General features: G+C 45.5%; 19 protein-coding genes. 7 read left to right on the forward strand and 12 right to left on the reverse strand.

The features are described 5' to 3' along the window. The 3 genes from OEY58_20860 to OEY58_20870 form a co-directional block, all read right to left on the reverse strand. Positions 1 to 321, reverse strand: a 321-nt coding sequence (locus tag OEY58_20860) for a hypothetical protein (GenBank protein MDH5327913.1), incomplete at its 3' end; no start/stop codon positions are given. Continuing rightward, positions 318 to 1,097 (reverse strand): tetratricopeptide repeat protein, encoded by a 780-nt coding sequence (locus tag OEY58_20865; protein MDH5327914.1) that lies wholly within the window; start codon positions 1,095 to 1,097, stop codon positions 318 to 320. The genes OEY58_20865 and OEY58_20860, both read right to left, overlap by 4 nt. Before the next feature lie 614 nt (positions 1,098 to 1,711). Beyond that, positions 1,712 to 3,649 (reverse strand): protein-arginine deiminase family protein, encoded by a 1,938-nt coding sequence (locus tag OEY58_20870; GenBank protein MDH5327915.1) that lies wholly within the window; start codon positions 3,647 to 3,649, stop codon positions 1,712 to 1,714. Between the two features lie 163 nt (positions 3,650 to 3,812). Here OEY58_20870 and OEY58_20875 point away from each other — a divergent pair, with 163 nt between their 5' ends. Continuing rightward, a complete protein-coding gene (locus tag OEY58_20875) occupies positions 3,813 to 4,409 on the forward strand; it encodes a 1-acyl-sn-glycerol-3-phosphate acyltransferase (GenBank protein ID MDH5327916.1) in 597 nt (198 codons plus the stop codon). Between the two features lie 58 nt (positions 4,410 to 4,467). Here the strand turns inward: OEY58_20875 and OEY58_20880 are convergent, their stop codons facing one another. Next, entirely contained in the window at positions 4,468 to 4,926 is a 459-nt protein-coding gene (locus OEY58_20880) for a YaiI/YqxD family protein (protein ID MDH5327917.1), read from the reverse strand. A gap of 215 nt (positions 4,927 to 5,141) precedes the next feature. Between OEY58_20880 and OEY58_20885 the strand changes: the two genes are divergently transcribed. Then, positions 5,142 to 6,512, forward strand: a complete 1,371-nt coding sequence (locus OEY58_20885; protein ID MDH5327918.1) for a S1 family peptidase — start codon at positions 5,142 to 5,144, stop codon at positions 6,510 to 6,512. Between the two features lie 63 nt (positions 6,513 to 6,575). Here OEY58_20885 and OEY58_20890 read toward each other — a convergent pair whose 3' ends face one another. The 7 genes from OEY58_20890 to OEY58_20920 all read right to left on the reverse strand — a co-directional run bounded on the left by OEY58_20890 (position 6,576) and on the right by OEY58_20920 (position 15,316). After that, complete coding sequence (locus OEY58_20890) at positions 6,576 to 7,118, reverse strand: hypothetical protein (GenBank protein ID MDH5327919.1); 543 nt, start codon at positions 7,116 to 7,118, stop codon at positions 6,576 to 6,578. Positions 7,119 to 7,337: 219 nt separating this feature from the next. Beyond that, positions 7,338 to 7,814, reverse strand: a complete 477-nt coding sequence (locus tag OEY58_20895; protein MDH5327920.1) for a DUF2892 domain-containing protein — start codon at positions 7,812 to 7,814, stop codon at positions 7,338 to 7,340. A 198-nt stretch (positions 7,815 to 8,012) separates the two neighbouring features. Then, a complete protein-coding gene (locus OEY58_20900; protein MDH5327921.1) occupies positions 8,013 to 9,038 on the reverse strand; it encodes a cyclic nucleotide-binding domain-containing protein in 1,026 nt (341 codons plus the stop codon). 159 nt (positions 9,039 to 9,197) lie between these two features. After that, on the reverse strand, positions 9,198 to 10,184 hold the full coding sequence (locus tag OEY58_20905) for a diguanylate cyclase (GenBank protein ID MDH5327922.1): 987 nt from the start codon (positions 10,182 to 10,184) through the stop codon (positions 9,198 to 9,200). 187 nt (positions 10,185 to 10,371) lie between these two features. After that, positions 10,372 to 12,192 carry an ATP-binding protein gene (locus OEY58_20910; GenBank protein MDH5327923.1) on the reverse strand — a complete coding sequence of 607 codons (1,821 nt, stop codon included), beginning with the start codon at positions 12,190 to 12,192 and terminating at the stop codon, positions 10,372 to 10,374. A 2-nt stretch (positions 12,193 to 12,194) separates the two neighbouring features. Then, positions 12,195 to 13,340, reverse strand: coding sequence for a FecR domain-containing protein (locus tag OEY58_20915; protein MDH5327924.1), 1,146 nt, complete (start codon positions 13,338 to 13,340; stop codon positions 12,195 to 12,197). Positions 13,341 to 13,936: 596 nt separating this feature from the next. Then, a complete protein-coding gene (locus tag OEY58_20920) occupies positions 13,937 to 15,316 on the reverse strand; it encodes a peptidoglycan DD-metalloendopeptidase family protein (GenBank protein MDH5327925.1) in 1,380 nt (459 codons plus the stop codon). A 357-nt stretch (positions 15,317 to 15,673) separates the two neighbouring features. On the opposite strand from OEY58_20920, the gene OEY58_20925 reads away from it, so the two are divergent. Then, positions 15,674 to 16,201, forward strand: coding sequence for a hypothetical protein (locus OEY58_20925; GenBank protein MDH5327926.1), 528 nt, complete (start codon positions 15,674 to 15,676; stop codon positions 16,199 to 16,201). Positions 16,202 to 16,344: 143 nt separating this feature from the next. On the opposite strand, the gene OEY58_20930 is transcribed toward OEY58_20925, so the two are convergent. Further along, positions 16,345 to 17,055, reverse strand: a complete 711-nt coding sequence (locus tag OEY58_20930) for a hypothetical protein (protein ID MDH5327927.1) — start codon at positions 17,053 to 17,055, stop codon at positions 16,345 to 16,347. A gap of 327 nt (positions 17,056 to 17,382) precedes the next feature. Here OEY58_20930 and OEY58_20935 point away from each other — a divergent pair, with 327 nt between their 5' ends. The 4 genes from OEY58_20935 to OEY58_20950 all read left to right on the forward strand — a co-directional run bounded on the left by OEY58_20935 (position 17,383) and on the right by OEY58_20950 (position 20,912). Continuing rightward, entirely contained in the window at positions 17,383 to 18,126 is a 744-nt protein-coding gene (locus OEY58_20935; protein ID MDH5327928.1) for a TSUP family transporter, read from the forward strand. A gap of 181 nt (positions 18,127 to 18,307) precedes the next feature. Further along, positions 18,308 to 18,892 (forward strand): PEP-CTERM sorting domain-containing protein, encoded by a 585-nt coding sequence (locus tag OEY58_20940; GenBank protein ID MDH5327929.1) that lies wholly within the window; start codon positions 18,308 to 18,310, stop codon positions 18,890 to 18,892. Positions 18,893 to 19,271: 379 nt separating this feature from the next. Then, positions 19,272 to 20,036: an SDR family oxidoreductase gene (locus OEY58_20945; GenBank protein MDH5327930.1), complete on the forward strand. Its 765-nt coding sequence runs from the start codon at positions 19,272 to 19,274 to the stop codon at positions 20,034 to 20,036. A 48-nt stretch (positions 20,037 to 20,084) separates the two neighbouring features. Next, positions 20,085 to 20,912 (forward strand): methylated-DNA--[protein]-cysteine S-methyltransferase, encoded by an 828-nt coding sequence (locus OEY58_20950; protein ID MDH5327931.1) that lies wholly within the window; start codon positions 20,085 to 20,087, stop codon positions 20,910 to 20,912. The last annotated feature ends 1 nt before the right edge of the window (position 20,913 follow it).

Raw genomic sequence — 20,913 nt, forward strand, 5'->3', positions numbered from 1 at the left:
CACAAATACCGCAGCCTGGTTTAAAGCGCGAGTCAAACTGGCGATATGGAATGGTTTTCGAACAAAAAAAGTACCGGCAATATTTTTATAGACATCGGATAATACGATGGTGGGTCGATTGGGATATAGATCACGGTACTTTTGCAGCCGTACTTGGGCAGACTCCCCATCCAGATCCAAAATGCCTATATCTGCCTCATATTCAGACACCAACTCATAAACAGGACTTTCTTGGTCTTGAAAAAATAACTGCAAAGTACGGAATGTACGCCCTTGGGCACCACATATTGCCACTCGTATGGTAGGCGAACCCGGTCTCATAATGATGCTCCTTTTAGTTCGGCATCAGATAAAATCGTGGTCTCACTAAGGTCAAGGTTGTTGCTTTGGGTATTGCTTTGGGTGTTGCTTTGAGTACTGCGCAAGGCGTTTCGAATCTTCTTTGCGGTTTGAACCCATATATCATGGTCAGAAATATGTTCATGGGATAATTGCTGATACATACCCAGACAAGACTCCAGATCCCAAGTCGCCAGATAAATTTCGAGAAGTTGAAGTTGCAGTTCCTTGGAGTGAGGATATTGCACCAAACCCTGTTCCAATAAGCGCTGCGCCTCTTCCACTTGTCCATATTCAATGTATTCATTCGCAGAGAAAACAAGCCTGCTGATTTTGTCCTGGTGCGCAATGCTGGGGTATGTGTCAATAAACTCGGATATGCCAATGTAACCTTTGCTTAAAACCGAGGTACGGGTATACAGGAAAGTTTCACCATCCACTGATTTTTGGATGGCTTGATACAAAATTTTGAACTGTTGTGCTTTTAAAATGGGTTTGGCGAATTGCAGCATCCGCTGTTTTAAATGTTGTCCCTCGGATTTCAAGGCAATAAATAAATCCACCAAAGAACCGTATAAGTTATCCGCATCACGTTTGCGCGCCATCCAATGTATTCGAAGAACGTGATTGGATATGACGGTAGGACAACGGGCCACTAGATGAGACAAATAAGCGTCGATACGCTTATCAAGTAGTGAGAAATCAATATCCAATTCCGAGCTAAGTACTTTGCGTACCCAGGCTTCAGGATCTGACACCGTTGTGCACCCATGGGAGCTGGAGTCAGATACTTCAGACATAGATGGTTTTAACGGCGTAACAAGCGCACTGCACGTCATGGTTCCCGGCCTCTCTGGGTTTACACGTGCAGGACATTTGGGGATTGGAAAACCTGCTGCCGGCTGACAGCCAGAATAATCACAGCACAAAACAACGATCTGGCGATCTCACGCCTGTCTGCTTGCGTTCGCCTCATGCAATCGCAATGACCGCATTCAAGGACCGAACAGGCATGGGTTTTAACGGCTGCTTATAGTTCCACCAACAAAATTCACTGCACTAGTTAAAAAATAATCAATTCGATCATTCTTATATTGGACCGGGTCCATTATTTATTTTTATATTTCTATAGTTTAATTTCACTAACTAAGATTACACATAGTTTGATAATAGCTCGATCTGAATTAGTGTCAATAGCGGAGACAATATTGAGATCTGTTTACTATTTAACCTGCAAAGAATTGAAAAGCCTCTTTAGCGCGAGGAGATTCACAGTGCAAGGAGATTGACTCGGCAGACGCTTGCTCGGTCAATCTCCAAATTGCGACGATGAAATCAACTGAAGTCACTTCGCTGTTGTCGCGACTGGCACCTATATATCGTAACCGCCATCCGGCTTATATTCCCACCATAAGCGATTTCGGAAAGGCTTACGTTGTATATTGGTGCCACAATGTACTTCACCTAACATTTCATGATAGGAATACCAATCATCAATAAACACGACGGAGCGCTCCGGTACGGCATCCCGAAACGCTTGTTCAAAAGCGCACAGACCTTCAATGACCGGACCGTAGGGCTTGGGTACGATGCTGGTGTTGTCAATGACCAGGTGATTAACCATGTCTGGAAAATAAGCGACTGTCCGATTTGTACCTGCCGGGTGAAATAAAACCGGTATTTGTATGATGTGCCGATCGTCAACACCCAAGTTGCGTTTCAGAATCTCAATATTAGAATCCATATGATTTTGGTATTCCATATTATCAAGCCAAAATCCTGTGTCATCCAGCAAGTCACTAACGGCTATCTCTGCGGATATGCCGCTGCCCGGCTCACCACGCATTCGTCCTTCAAACAAAGTACTACTGCCATAACCGGTAATTTTTAAACGTTCCAAAATAGCTTTGGCTCGTTGCGGTGAAGCAACCAACACTTCAAAGCCCACATCATTATTGGCCGGGACAAAACAGATAATTTCATCGGCATGCCCCACAGACAACCAGTCAGTGTATATCTCAAAGGGGGCCTGAACTTTTTGTGCATACAGAAACTTGCGTAATTGCGGCATCATTTGACGGTTGGCTTCAGAATAGTCACCATACTTTTTTCCACCAAACACGATTCGTCCAAAAGGATAATAGCGTCCATTGACCGTTACCGGTGGACTGACCTCCAAATTTCCGAAGGAATCCAGGGAATTGGGCCGGCTACCACCCACTTGAAAATGGCCGAAGTCAGGCCCCAGTAAAGCCCGCTCAGGAAAATCGTCCAGGCCTCGATCCCTGGGACTGTCCATCACGACGGGTAAAATATGGCTGCTTCCCTGAACATAACCGAATTCGATTTCATCCTGTATCCAGCGATCCCCCATGTGGTCTTGCGGCTCAATCACCGTCAAGGGCACACCCATCGTATCCAAGGCAGTGGCCAATCCATGAAGAAACCGTTCATTGCTGTTACCGCCGTCTGCGATTCGACAGGTAAACACTCGCTCCGCCGCCAGGGTATTGGGTGTCATAATCCAGGGTGCCACTCTAAACACCATGGAATCCGTGGCCAAAACAGACCGTCCCTGGACCAATAACAACTCTAATGTAATCAGACCTTCAAAATTTGCGCCTGGGTATTCATGGGCTTCGATAAAATACTCTCCCCCTTTGATCGAAAGAGGTTCGGAACTCACCAGCGGAGCTTGCTCGCCTTTAGGATCTTTACCCAGGATTCTGACATAACTGCCATCGATGTCTTGCGCGTAAACGGTAAAGCGAGCGGCCGATCCTTCCGTTGCAGTTAAGCTAAGGTAAACATTCTCTGGAAACGTATCCAATAAAGTGTCTTCAACTCTGAATTTAGACCACTCGGAAAAATGTCCCAAGGCCGGATCAATCTCGGAAATGTCCAAATCATTGTTGACCAGTAATACCGCCCCTCTCTGACCGCTACCCCAAACCCAGGCTTCATTGCCGCTGTCTGCATGATCCACATCTCCATCACGATCACTGTCGTTTTTCAAGGAAACCCTACATACATCGGCCCTTATCTCCAAACGATCCTGTTCATTGCCCTGCTCATCTACATTAACTAAGGTAGCGGAGTTTTTCCCGGCGGCGAGCGCTTGTATTCTGATCAAACCCTCATACGGCAACGGAACTGATACAGATTCATTTAGATTAAATTCTTTCCATTCGTTGTTCTGTACGTAATATATTTGCAGCCCGGATGCGTGTAACAACACCACATTACCTGTTTGCACATTGTAATTGATCCGGACACTTTCACCTCTGGACAAAAAATGATTTGATTGCATTGGACTCTCCCTGCTCCCCGATTCAGACATCTATTATACTGATCCCGGTTTACTTTTAGTTTCGACCTACAGAATTATTTTCGCAAATTATCTCATCAGTGTTTATCAGAATCATTGCCGCTAACGTATAATGTACCTTTTTCCATGATCAACGGACAGCTATATGTACATCCCTGAACCCGGTGACAACCTACCCCGACGGGGCAATGCCTTCAGCAAATGGCTGGGACGCAGTATTTTGCGTCTTTGTCGCTGGCGTATTGAAGGGTCGTTTTGCCAATCACCCAAATTCGTAATTGTCATGGCGCCACACACTTCCTGGTGGGACTTTACCAACAACTTTGGTGTTTTATTAGCAACCGGACTGCACGCCTCATGGTTCATAGCCAACAAATACACCAAAGGAATCATTGGCACCTTATTGGGCTACGTGGGAGCCATTCCGGTTGAACGCAGTGAACGCACGGATATGGTTACCCAAATGGCCAATCAGTTTCACAACCACGACAGATTTTTACTGGCCATCTTTCCGGAAGGAACCCGCAAACCCGTACCCCACTGGAAAACCGGATTTTGGCATATCGCCAAAAAAGCACAAGTGCCCGTGCAATTGGTTGCTGTGGATTATCGTAAACGTGCCACCGTCTTCGGACCGGTAATGGAATTGTCGGATAATGTGGACGCTGACATACAGCACATGCGTGAGTATTTCAGACCCGTTCTCGCCAAGCGGCCGGAAAAAGCCCTTTACGACAACTGAATTGTGCAGCGGCCTGTTTGCTGCATTGGACTTCTTTTGCGGTGGATTAAGTGAAAGATTAGTTCTCTTGTCTTTGTTTGATTGCAAGCCAACGATCAAGCTGATCGGCAAATGCTTTTCGATCCGCTTGACTCAAACCGGACGGTCCTCCCGTATGCACACCGCTGCTGCGTAACGTATCCATAAAGTCCCGCATATTGAGCTTGGCTTTAATCGTATCCTTGCTGAATAATTCGCCTCTGGGACTCAACGCTGCCCCGCCCTCACTCAATACTTCATCCGCCAATGGAATGTCACTGGTAATGACCAGGTCACCGGTTTTAACGCGTTTCACAATTTCATTGTCGGCCACATCAAAACCCGAGTCCACCCTTACGCTGCGAATGTACTTGGAAGACGGTGTTTTGATGAATTGGTTAGCGATGAGCGTAACTTGTGTTTGCGTTCTTACCGCTGCCCGAAACAAAATCTCCTTAATCACCACGGGACAGGCATCCGCGTCAACCCAGATTTCCAATGTGTTATCCTCTACCAAACTCAAATAGTTCCTGCATCCTACCATCACCCAGCACCGATTCAAATAGCATCATATTTATCTATTCTCCGAACCGTCTCAGGCCCTCCCAGGACATAGCGTAACTTCCGATATACTACAAATCCAGCCGATGTAAGCGATTGGAAAATATTCTACGTATACTCTACGTGAAAAGAATCAACAAAAAGGCAGTTACCATGAAATATCAACGCATACCTTCAGCAATATTGATTAATTTTCTTCTACTGTTCACCGCATTGTTGTTTACTGCATCAGCAACCGCCGCCAACTTTGTATCGCTGGACGATCAATTTGCCAGAGTCGCAGATAAGGCCCCCGGATTTGGTGGCGTCTACTTTGATGACTATGGCCGTCTCAATATTCACATAAAACCGGCCGGCCCTGAAATTTCGTCAGAAGAAAAGAAAGCAGTGTTAAGCAGTTTGCGCGCCGTATTTGGCATCAACAGAATGAGTGCACCCATGGGCGCCGTCAAGGATCGCCTGCTGGTAAAGAAACCCACCAACACAGGCCCGATCTATCATAGCGCCGCCTATGGTTTCAAGGACCTGCTCTCCTGGCGCAACGAAATTAGAACCAATATATTTAAAAAGCTTATACTAACGTTGGATATCAATGAATCCGAAAACCGAATAAGTATTGGCGTTCCTGATGTGGCTCGCTATAAAGCCAAACTGGAGTATGAACTCGCCGGACTGGGTATTCCGCTTCACGCAGTAATCATAGACCAAGGTAAAGTATTGATCCCTTACAATCACATGAATATGGAATTTTTTCCGGAAAAACAAGGGGGCATTCGCATTTCCAGGGTTGCAGACGGCAGAACCTTTGGTTGCACTATCGGATATAACAGCGCACGCCCATTCCTTTGGCTGAATATCGCCGGATTTGTTACTGCCGCACATTGTACTGAACAGCCAGGATCGGTTAGTGCAACCACTTTCTTCCAACCGGACTCGCCTAACAACTCCGGAGTGGAAGAATTGGATCCCCCTTTCATCACACTTCCAGGATGCCCGCCGGGCATCACCTGCCGTTTAAGCGACTCCGCATATGTTAACTATGGAGGAATGCCAACGCGAACCGGTAGTGTCGCTAAAACCACGAATTGGCTGGCATCACGAGTCATTGACCATAATTCTCCGGAGTTTACTGTAAGTGGATTTGTGTCTAACCAACTCGTTGGCGATGTCTTGGAAAAAGTCGGCCAAACCACAGGTTGGACAGTATCAAAAATTGAATCCACTTGCTTTGACATTTTCGCCGGTCCACTTATGGACACCCTACTGTTGTGTCAAAACCAAACTTACCTGGAAAGCTACCCTGACATTAGAGACAATCTGCGTATTTCAGCTACCGGCGACAGCGGCGCACCGGTTTTCTATTGGGACTTAAATACAGATGCTAAAATTGCCGGAATACTTATTGGCGGGATAGCTGACAAAAACGATCCAACCCAACAGGACATTCGTCGGTATGTATACAGCCCGATCGGGAACATCATCAGTGAACTGGGAACAGCGGGAATTCCACTGCTCGCCCCCTAAAAACATGTCCAGCCCGGCACTGCCGGGCTGGTTTACCTTCTAAACTTAGGTATACAAGCTATTTCAAGGGATTTTTAATTTTAGTAAAAAGCAGCCCGACATAGCACTGCCAAAATCAGCCAATAGAAATGAACTGTTAATGCCAAATGCAAAAAACCGGTTGACGTTCCTTTCCCACTCCAAAACATAGACCGGTGCCACCCCGGTAAGCCTGGACCTGTCTTCGGGCCCCGGATTGAGAAAGGGTGACTCATACCCCCTAAGTTCCCATTTAGACAAACCAATTTTATTTATCAGACGCGAGCGATTGCTGACTTTCAATGATTTCCCGAATAGTATCTGTGTTTGAGACACGTCGTAAGAATCCCCAAAAGATATAACGGCGTTAACTTGAGATGCAACTTCAAACACAAAATCATTGGATAGACGCACCCCCATTCTGGGCGACGCCGCGAAACCACCCGAAGTATAGCTTTCCCCATATAGGGTTTTACCGGCCTTAACATGAACTCGCCCTACACCTATCTGAGGAGAGAGATAGAAGTTGGGCTCGGCGTAGGACACGCTGGTAAACAGCATCAGCAAAACCCAAGCCACCATTTTCATTACCCTGTACTCCATCAACAAAACATTGTTACGCAATCGCGCCGAACCAATTGCTGCTTTTGTTTTATACTAGAACCAATGAAGGCCGGAGGATATAACGCCTATAGGTTAAGTCATAAAGACAAAGGTACTATGAAAATCAGGGGAAGAATAAGCTCAGGTTTTCAAGAAAAAATCGAGCGGGAACACTCCCGCTCGATTCGTCATCCCGGCACTGCCTTAAGCGGCGTGGGGATAATCCACTTCGTAATGTTCTTCGGTGCCTTGTTCCTCAGGCAGTTCCTCGGATTGCTCAACGACAATCTCAGTCTCAGTCTTACTGAACAGTGCGGTAAGAGGTTCTACGCCTGCAATCGCAGCAAACACCGGATAAATACCCAGCAACGGCAGAACTGCCAAGTTACCCAATGGTGCAGTAACTACGTAAACGCTGCCGATAGCTGCTATTCCCACTGTTGCGGCAACAACGCGAACCGGCGTTGACAGTTCGCCCTGAGAACCCAGTAGTGCTTTCAACGGGCTCCAGCCCGTAACTGCCGTAAACATGGGATAGATTGCCAATAGGGGCAGCAGGGCCAACCAGCCCAGTGGCGTTGCGGTTGTAGTCATGGTCACGCCGATCAATGTAGCACCCGCACCGACGCGAACAAGGCGTGAAACCGTGCTCAAATTACCTACTCGATCTGAATTATTCATGACATCCCCCTTTGTTGATGTGTGAAATCTTTCCTTATAGTAAGTAAAGCTCAGGGGGATGAAGCTTCTCTTACCGTTTTATTAATTTTGGCTTAAGGTGAGTGACGGCCTCTCATTACATTTTATCCCTTTGTTTTAATTGGTTTATTATGTGGCGTTTCCGTTCGAAAACCGATCGGATTGGAACTTATTTCTCCTTTAGGAAATTGAATCCTGCGGGACATTGCTCAATCCTCCATCTAAAACAAAGGCATCAATGTCATTTTGATTGAGCAGAAATGTTGCCATCGAACTGAGTTTTTCCGTATCACAATAAACGACGTAGCGTTTACTTCGATCCAGCTTATTCAGTTTGGAGCGTAATAGAGGAAAAGGTACATTAACACTGTTTTTTAAATGACGACTTTGGTATTCATTGGGCAATCTCACATCCAACCACACCAGATTGGGATCTGACATGATGTCGCTGTACTGGATGGACTTAAGTACCGGATCCCGCAACAACTCTTGAAAATCGTCTTTTTTCAAACGCATAAGGACGCCATCGGTCGTCATAACCACAGATGCATTTCGCTTGGAGTCGGATATAAGCGCTTCTTCACCAAAAAAAGAACCCACACCCAGCGTTGCCAGAACCAATCCGGTCGACGAAGACCGAGTTTGACGCACCACCTGGCACTGCCCCTTACGAATGATATAAAATGAATCTCCCTCACTTCCCTGATTAAATACCATTTGGCCGGATTTTACCGCTACTTCTTCCATGCGCATGAAAAACGACTGAAGGTTTAAAGGGGGTATTTTATGAAAAAGGCTGGATTGAAGGGTTTTGGTCATCCAGTCTTCATCTTCAAGTTCCTGCAATTCGATGCGACCCGACTGCTCTAAGGCTAACATATTGTCCAGTAAATCTGCATCCACACTTAAACAAACCAAATCGGTTTTCGCTTTAGCGGAACACTGCTGACGCTCCAATGGTAATTTGGAGTGTTTAGTCCCTCCCACAACAGAACGCGTCGGAGCACCCTTTTGAATAAGCTCTACCTCACCCTTTATGACGTAAAAAACCCGGCGACTTGCATCCTCAGCATTATATAAAGCCTGACCCGCTTTAGATTTGAGAATCCTGGATTTTGCTGCCAGTTCCTTACAATGATCCGGACTCAACGCCTTAATGGGAACCAAATCGGAAAAAATCGCAGGATCTATAATCTTATTACTCATCACCACCACTCACCTATAGTCAGACTTTCTATCCTGCTGTTTCGTATTTTTTGGAGTAAATAAGCTGCTCAAAGTCACATATTTGTCAAATTCGATTGTCATCGCACAAAAAATGAGACTTATATCACTTTCTGCATTTCGGGAAAGCAAGCAGGGAGGTTATTTGGCAGCGCAGACTTTGTTTTTACCCATTTTTTTTGCTTGGTACAACGCCGCATCTGCACGCTGAACCACATCTTGAGCCGAATCGCAATTATCAGTGACTAGTGCAACACCGGAACTGATGGTTATTCTTATAGAATTGTGTTCGTTGGTAATTTCCAGTTCAGAAAGCAATTTTCGAATTCCTTCAGCGCAAGCCATGGCTCCATCGTCACTGGTTTCCGGCAAAAGCAGTACAAACTCTTCACCACCGTAGCGGGCAACCAGATCGACATCACGCACGCTTTTTGTAATTAATTTGGTCACTGCAACCAACACTTGGTCACCAACCAAATGTCCGTAGGTATCATTAATTTGCTTAAAATCATCCAAATCAACAAACACAACCGAAAACCTTTTACCGTAGCGTTTGGCTCGAACAAATTCCTGATTAAGCGCCTCCTGAAAATATCGATGATTGTAGGCGCCGGTAAGGCCATCTCTATTCACGAGGTTTTTCAATCGGTTATTTGCTTTCACAAGTTGGATATTAAACTCTGACAACTGATCCAACAAATCGGCATTTTCTTTTACCAAAACACTTTTTTCATACGCGCGTTTAACCGCCATTGATATTACTTCAATATCATCAAACGGCTTGAGCACGTAATCATAAGCCCCGGCGCGTAGCGCAGAAACTGCGCTTTCGATGGACGCATGGCTGGTGATAATGATGATTTCAGCCGAACTGTTTATTTTTTTGATTTCACCAACGAGTTCCAGACCGCTCATTCCCCCCATGCGAATATCCGAGACCACTAATGGAACCGCGTATTGTTCCATATAAGCCAAAGCTTCCTCTGCACTGGAAGCACCGATCACCTCATACCCTTCTTCCTCGAGAATTGAAGTAAGCAGTTCGACAATGTGAACCTCATCGTCGACAACTAGAACGCGTCTGTCGCTCAGAACTGTACGGGAAACATTGGCGCAGGCAGGATTCACGAATATTTCATTCTTTTAAATAACAACATGTTACAACAATGTCTCAAAAAAAAACCATTAGTTCTTTAATCGGCTTATCTTAATGATTTCTTAAGCGTTTTCACTATGGTAATAATTTATCCTCAAGGATTGTATATGGAAGACCAAACGTAAAATTAGAACTCCACCACATTTTTGTGAACCAGGACTAAAGGGGATCGGTACCTGTGCGTTGAGATATGTCGCTTGAACTAGGTATGGGTAATGTGATTACAAACACAGTACCTTGATTTAAAACACTTTGTACCCGAATCTTGCCTGAGTGATCCTGAATTATGCCGTAACTGACTGACAATCCAAGCCCCGTACCCTCGCCTGACTTCTTGGTGGTAAAAAATGGTTCAAATATTTTCGCCTGTACTTCCGCTGACATACCCGGTCCATTATCGGTAACTAGAATTTCTACGGTATTTTGTTCAGTCATACGACTGGATATGGTCACCGTACCTGCCGCTCCTTCCATGGCATGTTGAGCATTGATCAACAGGTTCATGACGACTTGCTCTAATTGGTTTGTATCTCCCAAAATCTGTGGTAGTTGACTCTGCAACTTTAACTGTATGGAAACACCGTTAAGGTTAAGCTGGTGATCAACAATCTCTACGGCATGCTGAATTGCATTGTTCAAATCCATCAAGACAGGCCGACGCTCGCTCGCATCGGATCTGGCGAATTTCATTAAGTTTTCAATTATGGCTTTGCAACGTTTAGTTTCCCGTTCAATTACTTCCAGGTTTTTCATCAACGGACTGTTCTCATCCAATTTTCGCTTAGCCAGTTGGGCATACCCTAGTATTCCTGTAAGGGGATTTTTAACCTCATGCGCTATCCCGGCACTGAGTTGCCCAAAGGCAGACATCTTCTCGGATTGAATCAAGGCATTCTTCGCCTGTTCCAACTTTTCCTCCCTTAACTTTAAGCCTTGCGCCATTTCATCAAAAGAATGGGCCAGATCCCCGATTTCGTCACTGGAGTGTATATTCAATTTGATATCGAAATGACCCGCTCCCACGACTTTAGTGGCCTTTGATAACAACTCCAACGGTCGCGTTAACCTGAATGCCCACACCAGACTGATTAACACTGTCACTAACAATAACCCTAAGGCAACATAGATAAGGTTTTCCAATAGGGATCTTGCTGATAGAAAAGCGGCAGTTTTGGGAATTTGCGACACAACAAGTAGATTACCCACCCCCACATTGGCAAACCCCCCAATCACATCCACCCCGTTATGATGATACTCCTTGGTGATGCCTAAACTATGTGGATTACGGACATCACCCAGCAACTCAGACGAGATAAGCTCCTCCGGATCCCTTGTCAGTACCGGATCCAGGTGTGAAAACAACGTATTATCTGAATGCAGAATATAGGTCTGGAACAGCGTTGAACGCTGCGCAATCTCCATAATGCTATCCAGTCGGATAATTGCTGAGACCACGGTCGTGGCATCAATACCAAACACCAAAGTGAAACTGGGTAAATTTTTGTGAATGGTGGAATTTTCTATATAGACGCCGTGTTGCTTAAGCTGCTGCTCAGGTATTGGCTTGGACAAACGATAGCTGGTGTAGTCGCTCTTATTGATTCCGGCAGTGTTAAGCATGCTCGGATCATAAAGTGTCAGATCTTTCTTATTTTTTCGGACCAGGGTAATCGCAATCAAGTCCTGAAAATCTACAAATATCTCTTGCAGTAATCTCTGCTGTGTGAACTCCTCCAATTTTTCATCCACCAATATTCTCGCAAAGAATTCCAACCGATTTTTATAGCCCTTCAATAGCGCTTTAATTTCCGAGGTGTTGTGAATCACCATGGTTGAGGTTAAATCGTGAATATATGTTTTCTTGTCCTGATGAAACAAGTTGGCCATCGTAAAGGTAATGACACTGACTACTGCTGTGGTTACAATCAGTGAAGCAGCCAATAATTTATGTCGAATGGGTGTTTTAAATTTTCGCATCATAACTATTTTCCAGTGTAGGTAATCATTTTTGTTTCATACTTTACATTACCTTCATTGTCGATGGATTCTACAACAATAATATTTGCCCCTTTTTTTAAAGCAACTTTGTGACGAAACTCACCTGTAGGAGACACATCCACGGGGACATCATTAATAATAATCCGGCTGACATCAGCTCCGGTTGTACCCGTCATTTCATACTCGGGTTTCGCAATAGTAGCCGGCGGGTAATTCACCTTCATTTTTGGCGGTTCCCTTTCTTTTACCACTTTGATAACTTTAGTTTTACTAAATACCCCTTCTACCCAACCTATATTCGCTCTAACTTTCCAGTAGTAGGTGCCCTCGGTAAGTTTATTGTGTGAAAAAGTCGTACGATCGATCCGTTCATTGGTGATTACTGTCCGAAAATCGGGATCCTGCGCGATGATCACGTCATAACTGTCAGCTTCCGCCAAGGGCGCCCAAGATAATGCCACTTGACGGGGAACTGTGTGGTAATTGTATAAGGTATTATCCTTTGGTGTAACGGTACGGACCGACGCGGGCTGATAGACCGGTTTTGGAATCGGTTTTCCCGGTGTCACAGTGACGGCTTGATTCTGTTTAATAGAAACAGATTTTCCTTGAGAGCTAACACTGGCCTCCCCTGCCAATATGGTGATTGTGGATGACTGATCGGGATTCACTTTAACTTCAAAGTCTGTCGTCTGTTTTGTACTGGCGTTTTTCACCGTAGTAACAATATTGCCGGTTTCCACTTCAACTCTTTTCCTATATTCGCGGCTCGCTCGAATTCTGCTTCGTAGCCGACCGGTCGTTAGAATGATTCGGGCCTGCCGCTCCTGCCTGACCGCATCTACGTTAATTTTATTTATAATAATCATAGAGTTTGAGTCTAATATCAGTGTATCGGTATTGCTAAAAGCAATGGTTGCGCTGGCTTTTGTATATGTTTGAACAGCATCCCGGTTGCGCAAGGACAGCCCCTTTTTCGCCGTCTCCCAGGCAATAGCGTTTGCGGGTTTATTTTTTACTACGTTTTTAAGGCTTTGAATATTCGCAACTACAGGGTAATTACTTTCTGAGTCAGTACTCTCGCCTCCCAATTCAACAGTATATTGTTTATCCTTGGCAGCACCGGACATTCGAAACACTTGCGATTCTGTAACCACGTCCTTTATGGACGTTCCATTGGGAAACATAAAATCAAACAGCCTTAACAACAGCAGGAACAAACACAGCACTAAAAACACTATGACAAACGCCTCTAGGGTATTTCTCTTTATTACACTGCCGTATTCGATCCCTACTGCCACCGAGTAACCTCTATCGAATGTCCCCATACGCCTAATAGGTTTTGAGCCCGAACATATATGACAACCAGTCGTCCATCTGTTTCCACCCACAGACAATTATCCCATAGTTGGACGAATTACTTTTGTCGACCCGCATGTCGATTTGGCGTTTGTTTGATTAGTTTACAAATTCTGTATCGACCCATTGCTATTAATTGTTAAGTGTAGTGACAGATTATCCATAACTATTGGCGTCTGTTGCGGTAAGGAACCCCAGCGTTGAAATTGCTGAACACAGCTCACGCACCGCTATAGAGCATTTACGGTGTTACTTATGTAGGGAGGGAGCATGAGCAGGAAGCGGAAGCCTTCCCCACACGGACGTGGGGAAGGAGCGTGACTGGATGCTTCGTAATGCGATTCTTTACAGAACGTGGCAATTCACCCTATTGTGCAAAACTGTTCATTGCCAATAGATTGCCAGTCGTACTTTTAAGCATGGACAGTGAATAACTGGCTTTTTGCTGAAAATCCGCCACGTACTTTTCGTTAAGGGGTTTAGCCGTGGGCAGTTTTACAGTCAATGGGTTGCGATGCTCACCGTTAACTAAAAATTCATAATGCAAATGTGGTCCCGTTGCCAAACCGGAGCTGCCAACATAGCCTATGGTTTGCCCTTGCTTAACCACAGTTCCCGTACGCTGCTTCTTATTATAGCTCTGCAGATGAGCATACAGTGTCCGATACTGAGCACCGTGTTCAACTATCACCGTCTTACCATATCCGCGCAAAGTACCACGAAAAATAATTTTCCCGTCACCGGCAGTTTTGACCACCGTACCGTGAGGTGCGGCATAATCAACGCCATTGTGGCTTCGCATTTTGTTTAACACCGGGTGATACCGACTGCCAAATCGGGAGCTGATTCTGGTAAAGTCCACCGGGGTCCTTAGAAATGGCTTATGCATGTTTTCGCCTTGAGGATTATAATAGCCCGAGTTTCCTTCCGGATCCGTATATCTCACAGCCCGGTATACTTTGCCTTTATTAACAAATTCCGCAGCCAGTATATTACCCGTCTTTATTTTTTTGCCACCATGGTGGAGCGTTTGGTAAACCACTGAAAATTTGTCACCATCCCTAATATCCAAGGCAAAATCGATATCCCAACCAAACAATTGTGCCAGTTCCATTGCAGTCTTTTCCGAAATTCCGGCCTTCTTAGCCGCAATAAATAGGGAAGAATGAATTGTCGCGGATGCCCGATGCGTCTTTTTCTCGTATTGTTTTTTGTTTTCTGAAAGCACAAACGAATCACCCTCACGCAGGGCTACCAGGCTATAAGTGGGTTCAGCGACGTATTCAAGCCCGGCAAAATCATCATTCACATAGCGAATTTTTATCAGTTGCCCCGGTTTAATTTGTTGCAGACGTTTCGCGAGGGGGTCAGCTTGTATCATTGCTCGCAGATAATCCGTATTGATATCCAATTGTTTGAAAATGAGCGCCAGATTTTGACCTTTGGCGACCTTGTAGGATTTCCAATATCCGGCGGGTGTTGATACGGGCGCAGAAGGAACGGTAAAAGAGTCTAACATCGGTACAGTAAAAGAAGGCGTTGAATCGTTGTAAGCAGCAACAGAGTCATTATTACTAAGCGGGTTCACCGGATTTTCACCATCTTGTTTGGTGTATGCTTTAGCACCCAGAAGAACCAACACGGAAAATACTATCACCAGCAAACTGCTACTGAGACAGCGTTCGTAAAAGTTCAGTTGACTTTCGAGTTTTCTTGTTGTATCGCAGCAATTATTTTTGGTGAACATCGCTATTTCCCTTTAACAATTGACAGACTTCTCATGTTATCGATGAAATGCGTCACACATTTAGGAAAAAAAGTGAAAAATACACCTAAAGTTAAACTGACAAGTTAATTTTTTTTGGAGCATATATGTTATCCAACCTCTAGTTTTGGCTAATAACTCATTGAAAAATAGCTTTCCACAACGTCAAACTGGGGGGGCAACCGGATCCGATCACTGGTAAGTGTTATAATAATTTTTACGAAATGCAGAACGGTATTTGACGAGCTCCCTGTGCTCCTCTTTCTGCTCGCCAACGGTTGAGTATTAAATTGTGTCACACATTTTGCATACTTAATTCAATTATCCCCATCCAGACCCATGTACAAGCTCTTCACCTCTTTATGCCTAATAATCTCATTGGCCGGTTGTGGTGGTGACAGCGCCGGACCGAGTGTCGGTAATGTTGCCTGTGGTAGTGGTAGTTCACCGTACTTAGGGTGTTGGAGAACCATTGGCTGCCAATCTCTCAGCAATCCCGGCGGTAGTCCGGTGTGGGGGATTGTCAGTTACAATTTCGCGTCTAACGGCAATCTATATGAGCAAGGCGAAGTTTATAGCAACCCTACCTGCACAGGAACTGCTGTATACGACTGGAGCAACTTCACTGATCTGAGCTTTACCGAGCTTGGCTCGGAAACGTTGGCTTCCGGGCCAATGGGTTATCGTCTGAACGTAGAAGATGTCACTACCGGTGGCGCAGGCACCACGGAAGTGTTGGTGGCCGTATCTAACGGTCAATTGTGTTTATCAGACAGCTTACTCTTGGCATCCGCGGACTCAATGTCAGTTTTCTTTAGCCAGACCCCAACCGACGTCAATTACAGCAATTGCTTGGATTTTTTGTAGCCAATATAAGCAAATAGTCGGGTGGAGTTATTCCACCCGACCAGGGATCTGTAAATCGACCAACCGGAGTGAGCGCACGCAGCCTCCATGGTAACCCCAGACTGACAGCAAACATCCCTCAGGTTTAACGGCAATATTGGCTGCTAGTTTATAAAAAACTTGACCTTTGCAATATTTGATGCGACGCCTAAATCTTTCAGGTCTTGTTTGTTACAAACACCATCTCCGTTTATATCAGTTACCACATCAGGGGCATCATTATAGATCCCATCCCGGTTTTTGTCGTCCGCCACGGCGACATATATCGTGCTCTTGGTGTTTACACCAAACAGTGGCGCACCAACAATCCATGTATCCCAAATCTCGACTTCTTCCCCATCAACATTGCTTACACCGGTTAGATTGAACAAATTAGCTAAATTTTGACACGAACCGGCACCAATAGTGGTCGTCTCGATCAAAACGATCAATCCGGGTAAGCGATCATCGGCCCCTGGGGAAAACGTTCCGGGAAACGGCGCCACATTATTATGGGGACCCGGTCCGGTTATTTGAAAATTCGAAAAACCACTACTTTCCAGCCCTTTTTCAAAGTTCACCATCAAATCCACAAACCAGCCTCGACCGCCCAGTCCGGCGCGATCGCCTTTAGCCGGCGCAAACATCTTTACTGTAATAGGCTTATAATCATCATCAGCCATGGTTAGTGTGGGCATCGCTACCACACTTCCTGCGACAAACAAAGAAAGAGCTATGTGTTTTCCAATAGACATTGTTATTCTCCTTGAACGATAGATAGTTTGTTTTGGACTCGAATTCTCTATTCTGTACACAAGACCTGCATACAAAGACATATACACAACCAGGCACCTGTTTATTCCTTTTCATGCACAAAATATTTTTTTACTTTCCGGGGAATAAAACGCGATCAAAACCGTATATTAATACGAACAGAACTATCTACCATTCAACCCATCGGCGTTGCGATATGCAGCGAATCAGAAGTGCTCCAACCATGCCAGGGGAAGAACAAATCATCGTACTTGACAAAAAACGGGCGGGAACAGTTCCCACCCCGATTGTACTGTTGCGTTCAGTCTTAAGCCGCGGCGGTATTCCTCTTCATAATGCTCCGCCCGGAGTCTCTTGCGTGTATAATGCCGATTTTTTAAGGCACTTCGATGCTATTTACTTTTGAGACCCATCAAATCGTTTTAACTACCTTGCTTTTTGTTTGGACCGGATTTGTCCGCTCCGGCCTGGGGTTTGGCGGTGCCGCACTTGGACTACCCTTACTGCTATTTGTTCACAACCAGCCCATAGACTGGCTTCCTATCATCGGCTTTCATCTGCTGATCTTTTCAGGCCTTACCTTACGTACCCGTTTGAATAATGTAGACTGGAACTATTTGAAACGAGCCGGCCCATTGATCGTTCCCTCAGCTCTGGTAGGCGTTTTTGGACTCATCACTTTCCCCAATCAGTGGTTAGTTATTTTTATATACAGTGTCACGCTCATCTATGCCGTCATCTGGTTAATGAACTGGTCACTTGTCAGTAACAACAATTGGCTGGATCGTATGTTTCTGGTCTCAGGCGGCTATATAGCGGGCACCTCCCTCACCGGCGCTCCTTTGATGGTCGCGGTCTTTGCCCGGAATGTAACGCATCAACAATTACGTAATACTCTGTTCGTGTTGTGGTTCACGCTTGTTGCGATCAAAATGAGTACCTTCGCACTGCTCTCCATAGATCTACAGTTTATGTCTGCTGTAGCTCTATTACCCACCGCCGCTATAGGTCATTATATTGGCTTAAAAGTACACGACATGATTTTAAGTAATGACACGGGGTTTAAACGGGTTATTGGGGCGGTTCTTATTTTTATCAGTTCTATCGGCTTATATCAGGTGATTAATATATAACCAAAGACAGTTTTTGAATTTCAGTTTGCTCAAACTCTCATCCTTTCCACACCGTGTGTCGGTTTTTTTTACAGAAGCAAAGCGGCTTTCAAATTAATACTTATATTTTTCCGCATGTTATATAAACGGTATTGTTGATGCAGGATTATTAAAGCATTAGTAGCAAACAAGGAGGTATATCGTGAACTATAAATCTTGTCTGTTTTTCGCTCTCCTTATTAGCACTCCGGCGCAAGCCCTGCTCATAGATCGTGGCGACGGGATGATCTACGATTCCGATCTCGATGTAACCTGGCTGCAGGATCTCCGTTATTCTCTTACCAGCGGTTATGACAGTGATGGACTCATGAGTTGGGATCAAGCGCAAACCTGGGTTTCCGGGTTATCCGTTGGCGGTGTTTCCGACTGGCGTTTACCGACATACAACCCCGCTAACCCCAGACCAACCGTACCCACGACGGAGAATGAATTAGGCTCCTTGTGGAATACATTGAGTGGCGGAGACATATTGGAACTCAGCGAAATCGCCCCCTTTTTCAACCATCCAAATACCGGTTACGACTGGTATTGGACGGGCTTGGAAGCGATTGATGTGGCGTGGCGAATGGAACTGCACTGTGCCTGCTGGGACGCACAACCGAAAAGCCACGAATATAACGTTTTGGCGGTACGAAGCGGCGATGTGTCTACGGTACCCGAACCGGCCAGCATGGTTCTAATGCTCGCTGGTCTGGCAGGTATAGGAATGGCGAAACGTTACAGTTGAGTTTCTTTGTTCAGCGCTATGTGCACATGGCGACAAGCCGCCAAAGGACGGCTTGTCGCTGCGATAACTGTCCATGTGAAATACGGGCTGCGACCTTGCCGCTGTGTCCTCGCCGTATCCGCAATTTTTTCATGTACTGCGTATCACGAAATCACGGCAATGATCCGATAACTGAGGCGTACTTTAGATATGACAAACGCCCCGACGCCGGTACATCACAAGCTATGTCAGGTGTTTAATTTTAAACCGACAACTTGACGTCTTTTATACCCATTCCCAGCTGCCGCCGTTTCGACAATATAGCAAGATTCGGTTCGAGCAAATTGGATAAATCTCCCATAATACTTTCTATCGAATAAATACACGGAAAATCAAAATAATGAATTCGCTAACGGATAAAATCGCTATTGTAACCGGCGCCAGTTCAGGAATAGGTTATGCCACATCGAAATTATTTGCACGAGAGGGCGCAAAAATCGTTGTTACCGCGAGAAACCCGGAGAAGCTCAACGAATTGGTAAATGAAATATCCCTCGCTGGCGGTACTGCGGTTGCGATTGTAGGGGATGTTAAAGACGAAAGTTCCGCCAAGTCACTGGTAGAGACAGCACTGGACCATTTCGGCGGACTTGATATTGCCTTTAATAACGCCGGCACCATGAAATGGGTGGGTGACACTCGCAAAGTCAATCTAGCGGAATGGCAAGACACGCTGAATACCAATTTGACGAGTGCGTTTTTGGGAGCCAAACACCAACTCCCCGCCATGCTGGCCAGAGGCTCAGGTTCTCTCATTTTTACATCAAGTTTTGTAGGATACACGGCCGGATTTCCACACACAGCCGCATATGCTGCCAGCAAAGCAGGAATCATTGGCCTCACGCAGGCACTTGCATCCGAATTTGGCCCCAGAGGAATAAGAGTTAACGCGCTACTCCCCGGCGCTACTGACACCCCAATGGGAAGATCCTTTGCGAACACACCGGAAATGGTAGCTTTCGTAAAAAGCCTTTATGCACTGAAGCGTATGGCATCCCCGGAAGAGATCGCAAAATCCGCGCTTTACCTGGCGTCAGATGCGTCGAGCTTCACAACCGGTTCAGCGCTTGTTGTTGACGGTGGTGTGTCGATTAATCATACTTGATCTGTATGTGGTACTGGAGATTTAACAGCAGGTGGCTGGATAAAAATCATGTCTGACTACGAGAGAATAGCGAAAGCTATTTCATTTATAATTGAACACGCGCGTCAACAACCTTCCCTTGAAGAAATTGCTGCGCATTTACATATGAGCCCTTTCCATTTCCAGAGACTGTTTTGCAGATGGGCCGGTGTTACACCAAAAAGATTTCTGCAAATACTCACCGTAGAACGAGCAAAAAAGCTACTGTCAGAACCCAGTTCTCTATTAGACATATCCAATGCAGTAGGATTGAGCAGTGGTTCGCGTTTGTATGATCACTTCATTAAGTTGGAAGCTGTCACACCTGGCGAATACAAAAAAGGTGGTACCGGCGTTACAATCGAGCATTCGATACACGACACTCCTTTTGGAAAGGTATTTATCGCCAAAACGTTAAAGGGTATATGCAAAATGGCTTTTCTAAACCACCATGATGAAGATTCTCATCTTCAGGCGTTATGTCAAAAGTGGCCCCATGCGCAAATGCGTGAAAACCACGAAGGAACTCTCGATATTGTTAAGTCGATATTTGGTGCAAATACAACCTTAGACCGCCCCCTATCTCTACATGTAACCGGAACAAATTTTCAGATTAGTGTATGGAAAGCTCTATTGGAAATTTCACCGGGAACCGTATCAAGCTACACTCGGGTGGCCGGTAAGGTTGGAAGACCGAATGCAGCTCGTGCTGTTGGCTCAGCAATAGGCGCAAACCCTGTGGCCTTTCTTATTCCTTGCCATCGCGTCATACAACAAAGTGGAAAGCTTGGCGGATACCATTGGGGCGAGACACGGATGCACGCCATCCACGCGTGGGAATCAGCGAGATATGAGTAGC

This window comes from Gammaproteobacteria bacterium, from assembly GCA_029882975.1.
In the GTDB taxonomy this organism is placed as follows: Bacteria; Pseudomonadota; Gammaproteobacteria; order SZUA-152; family SZUA-152; genus JAJDNG01.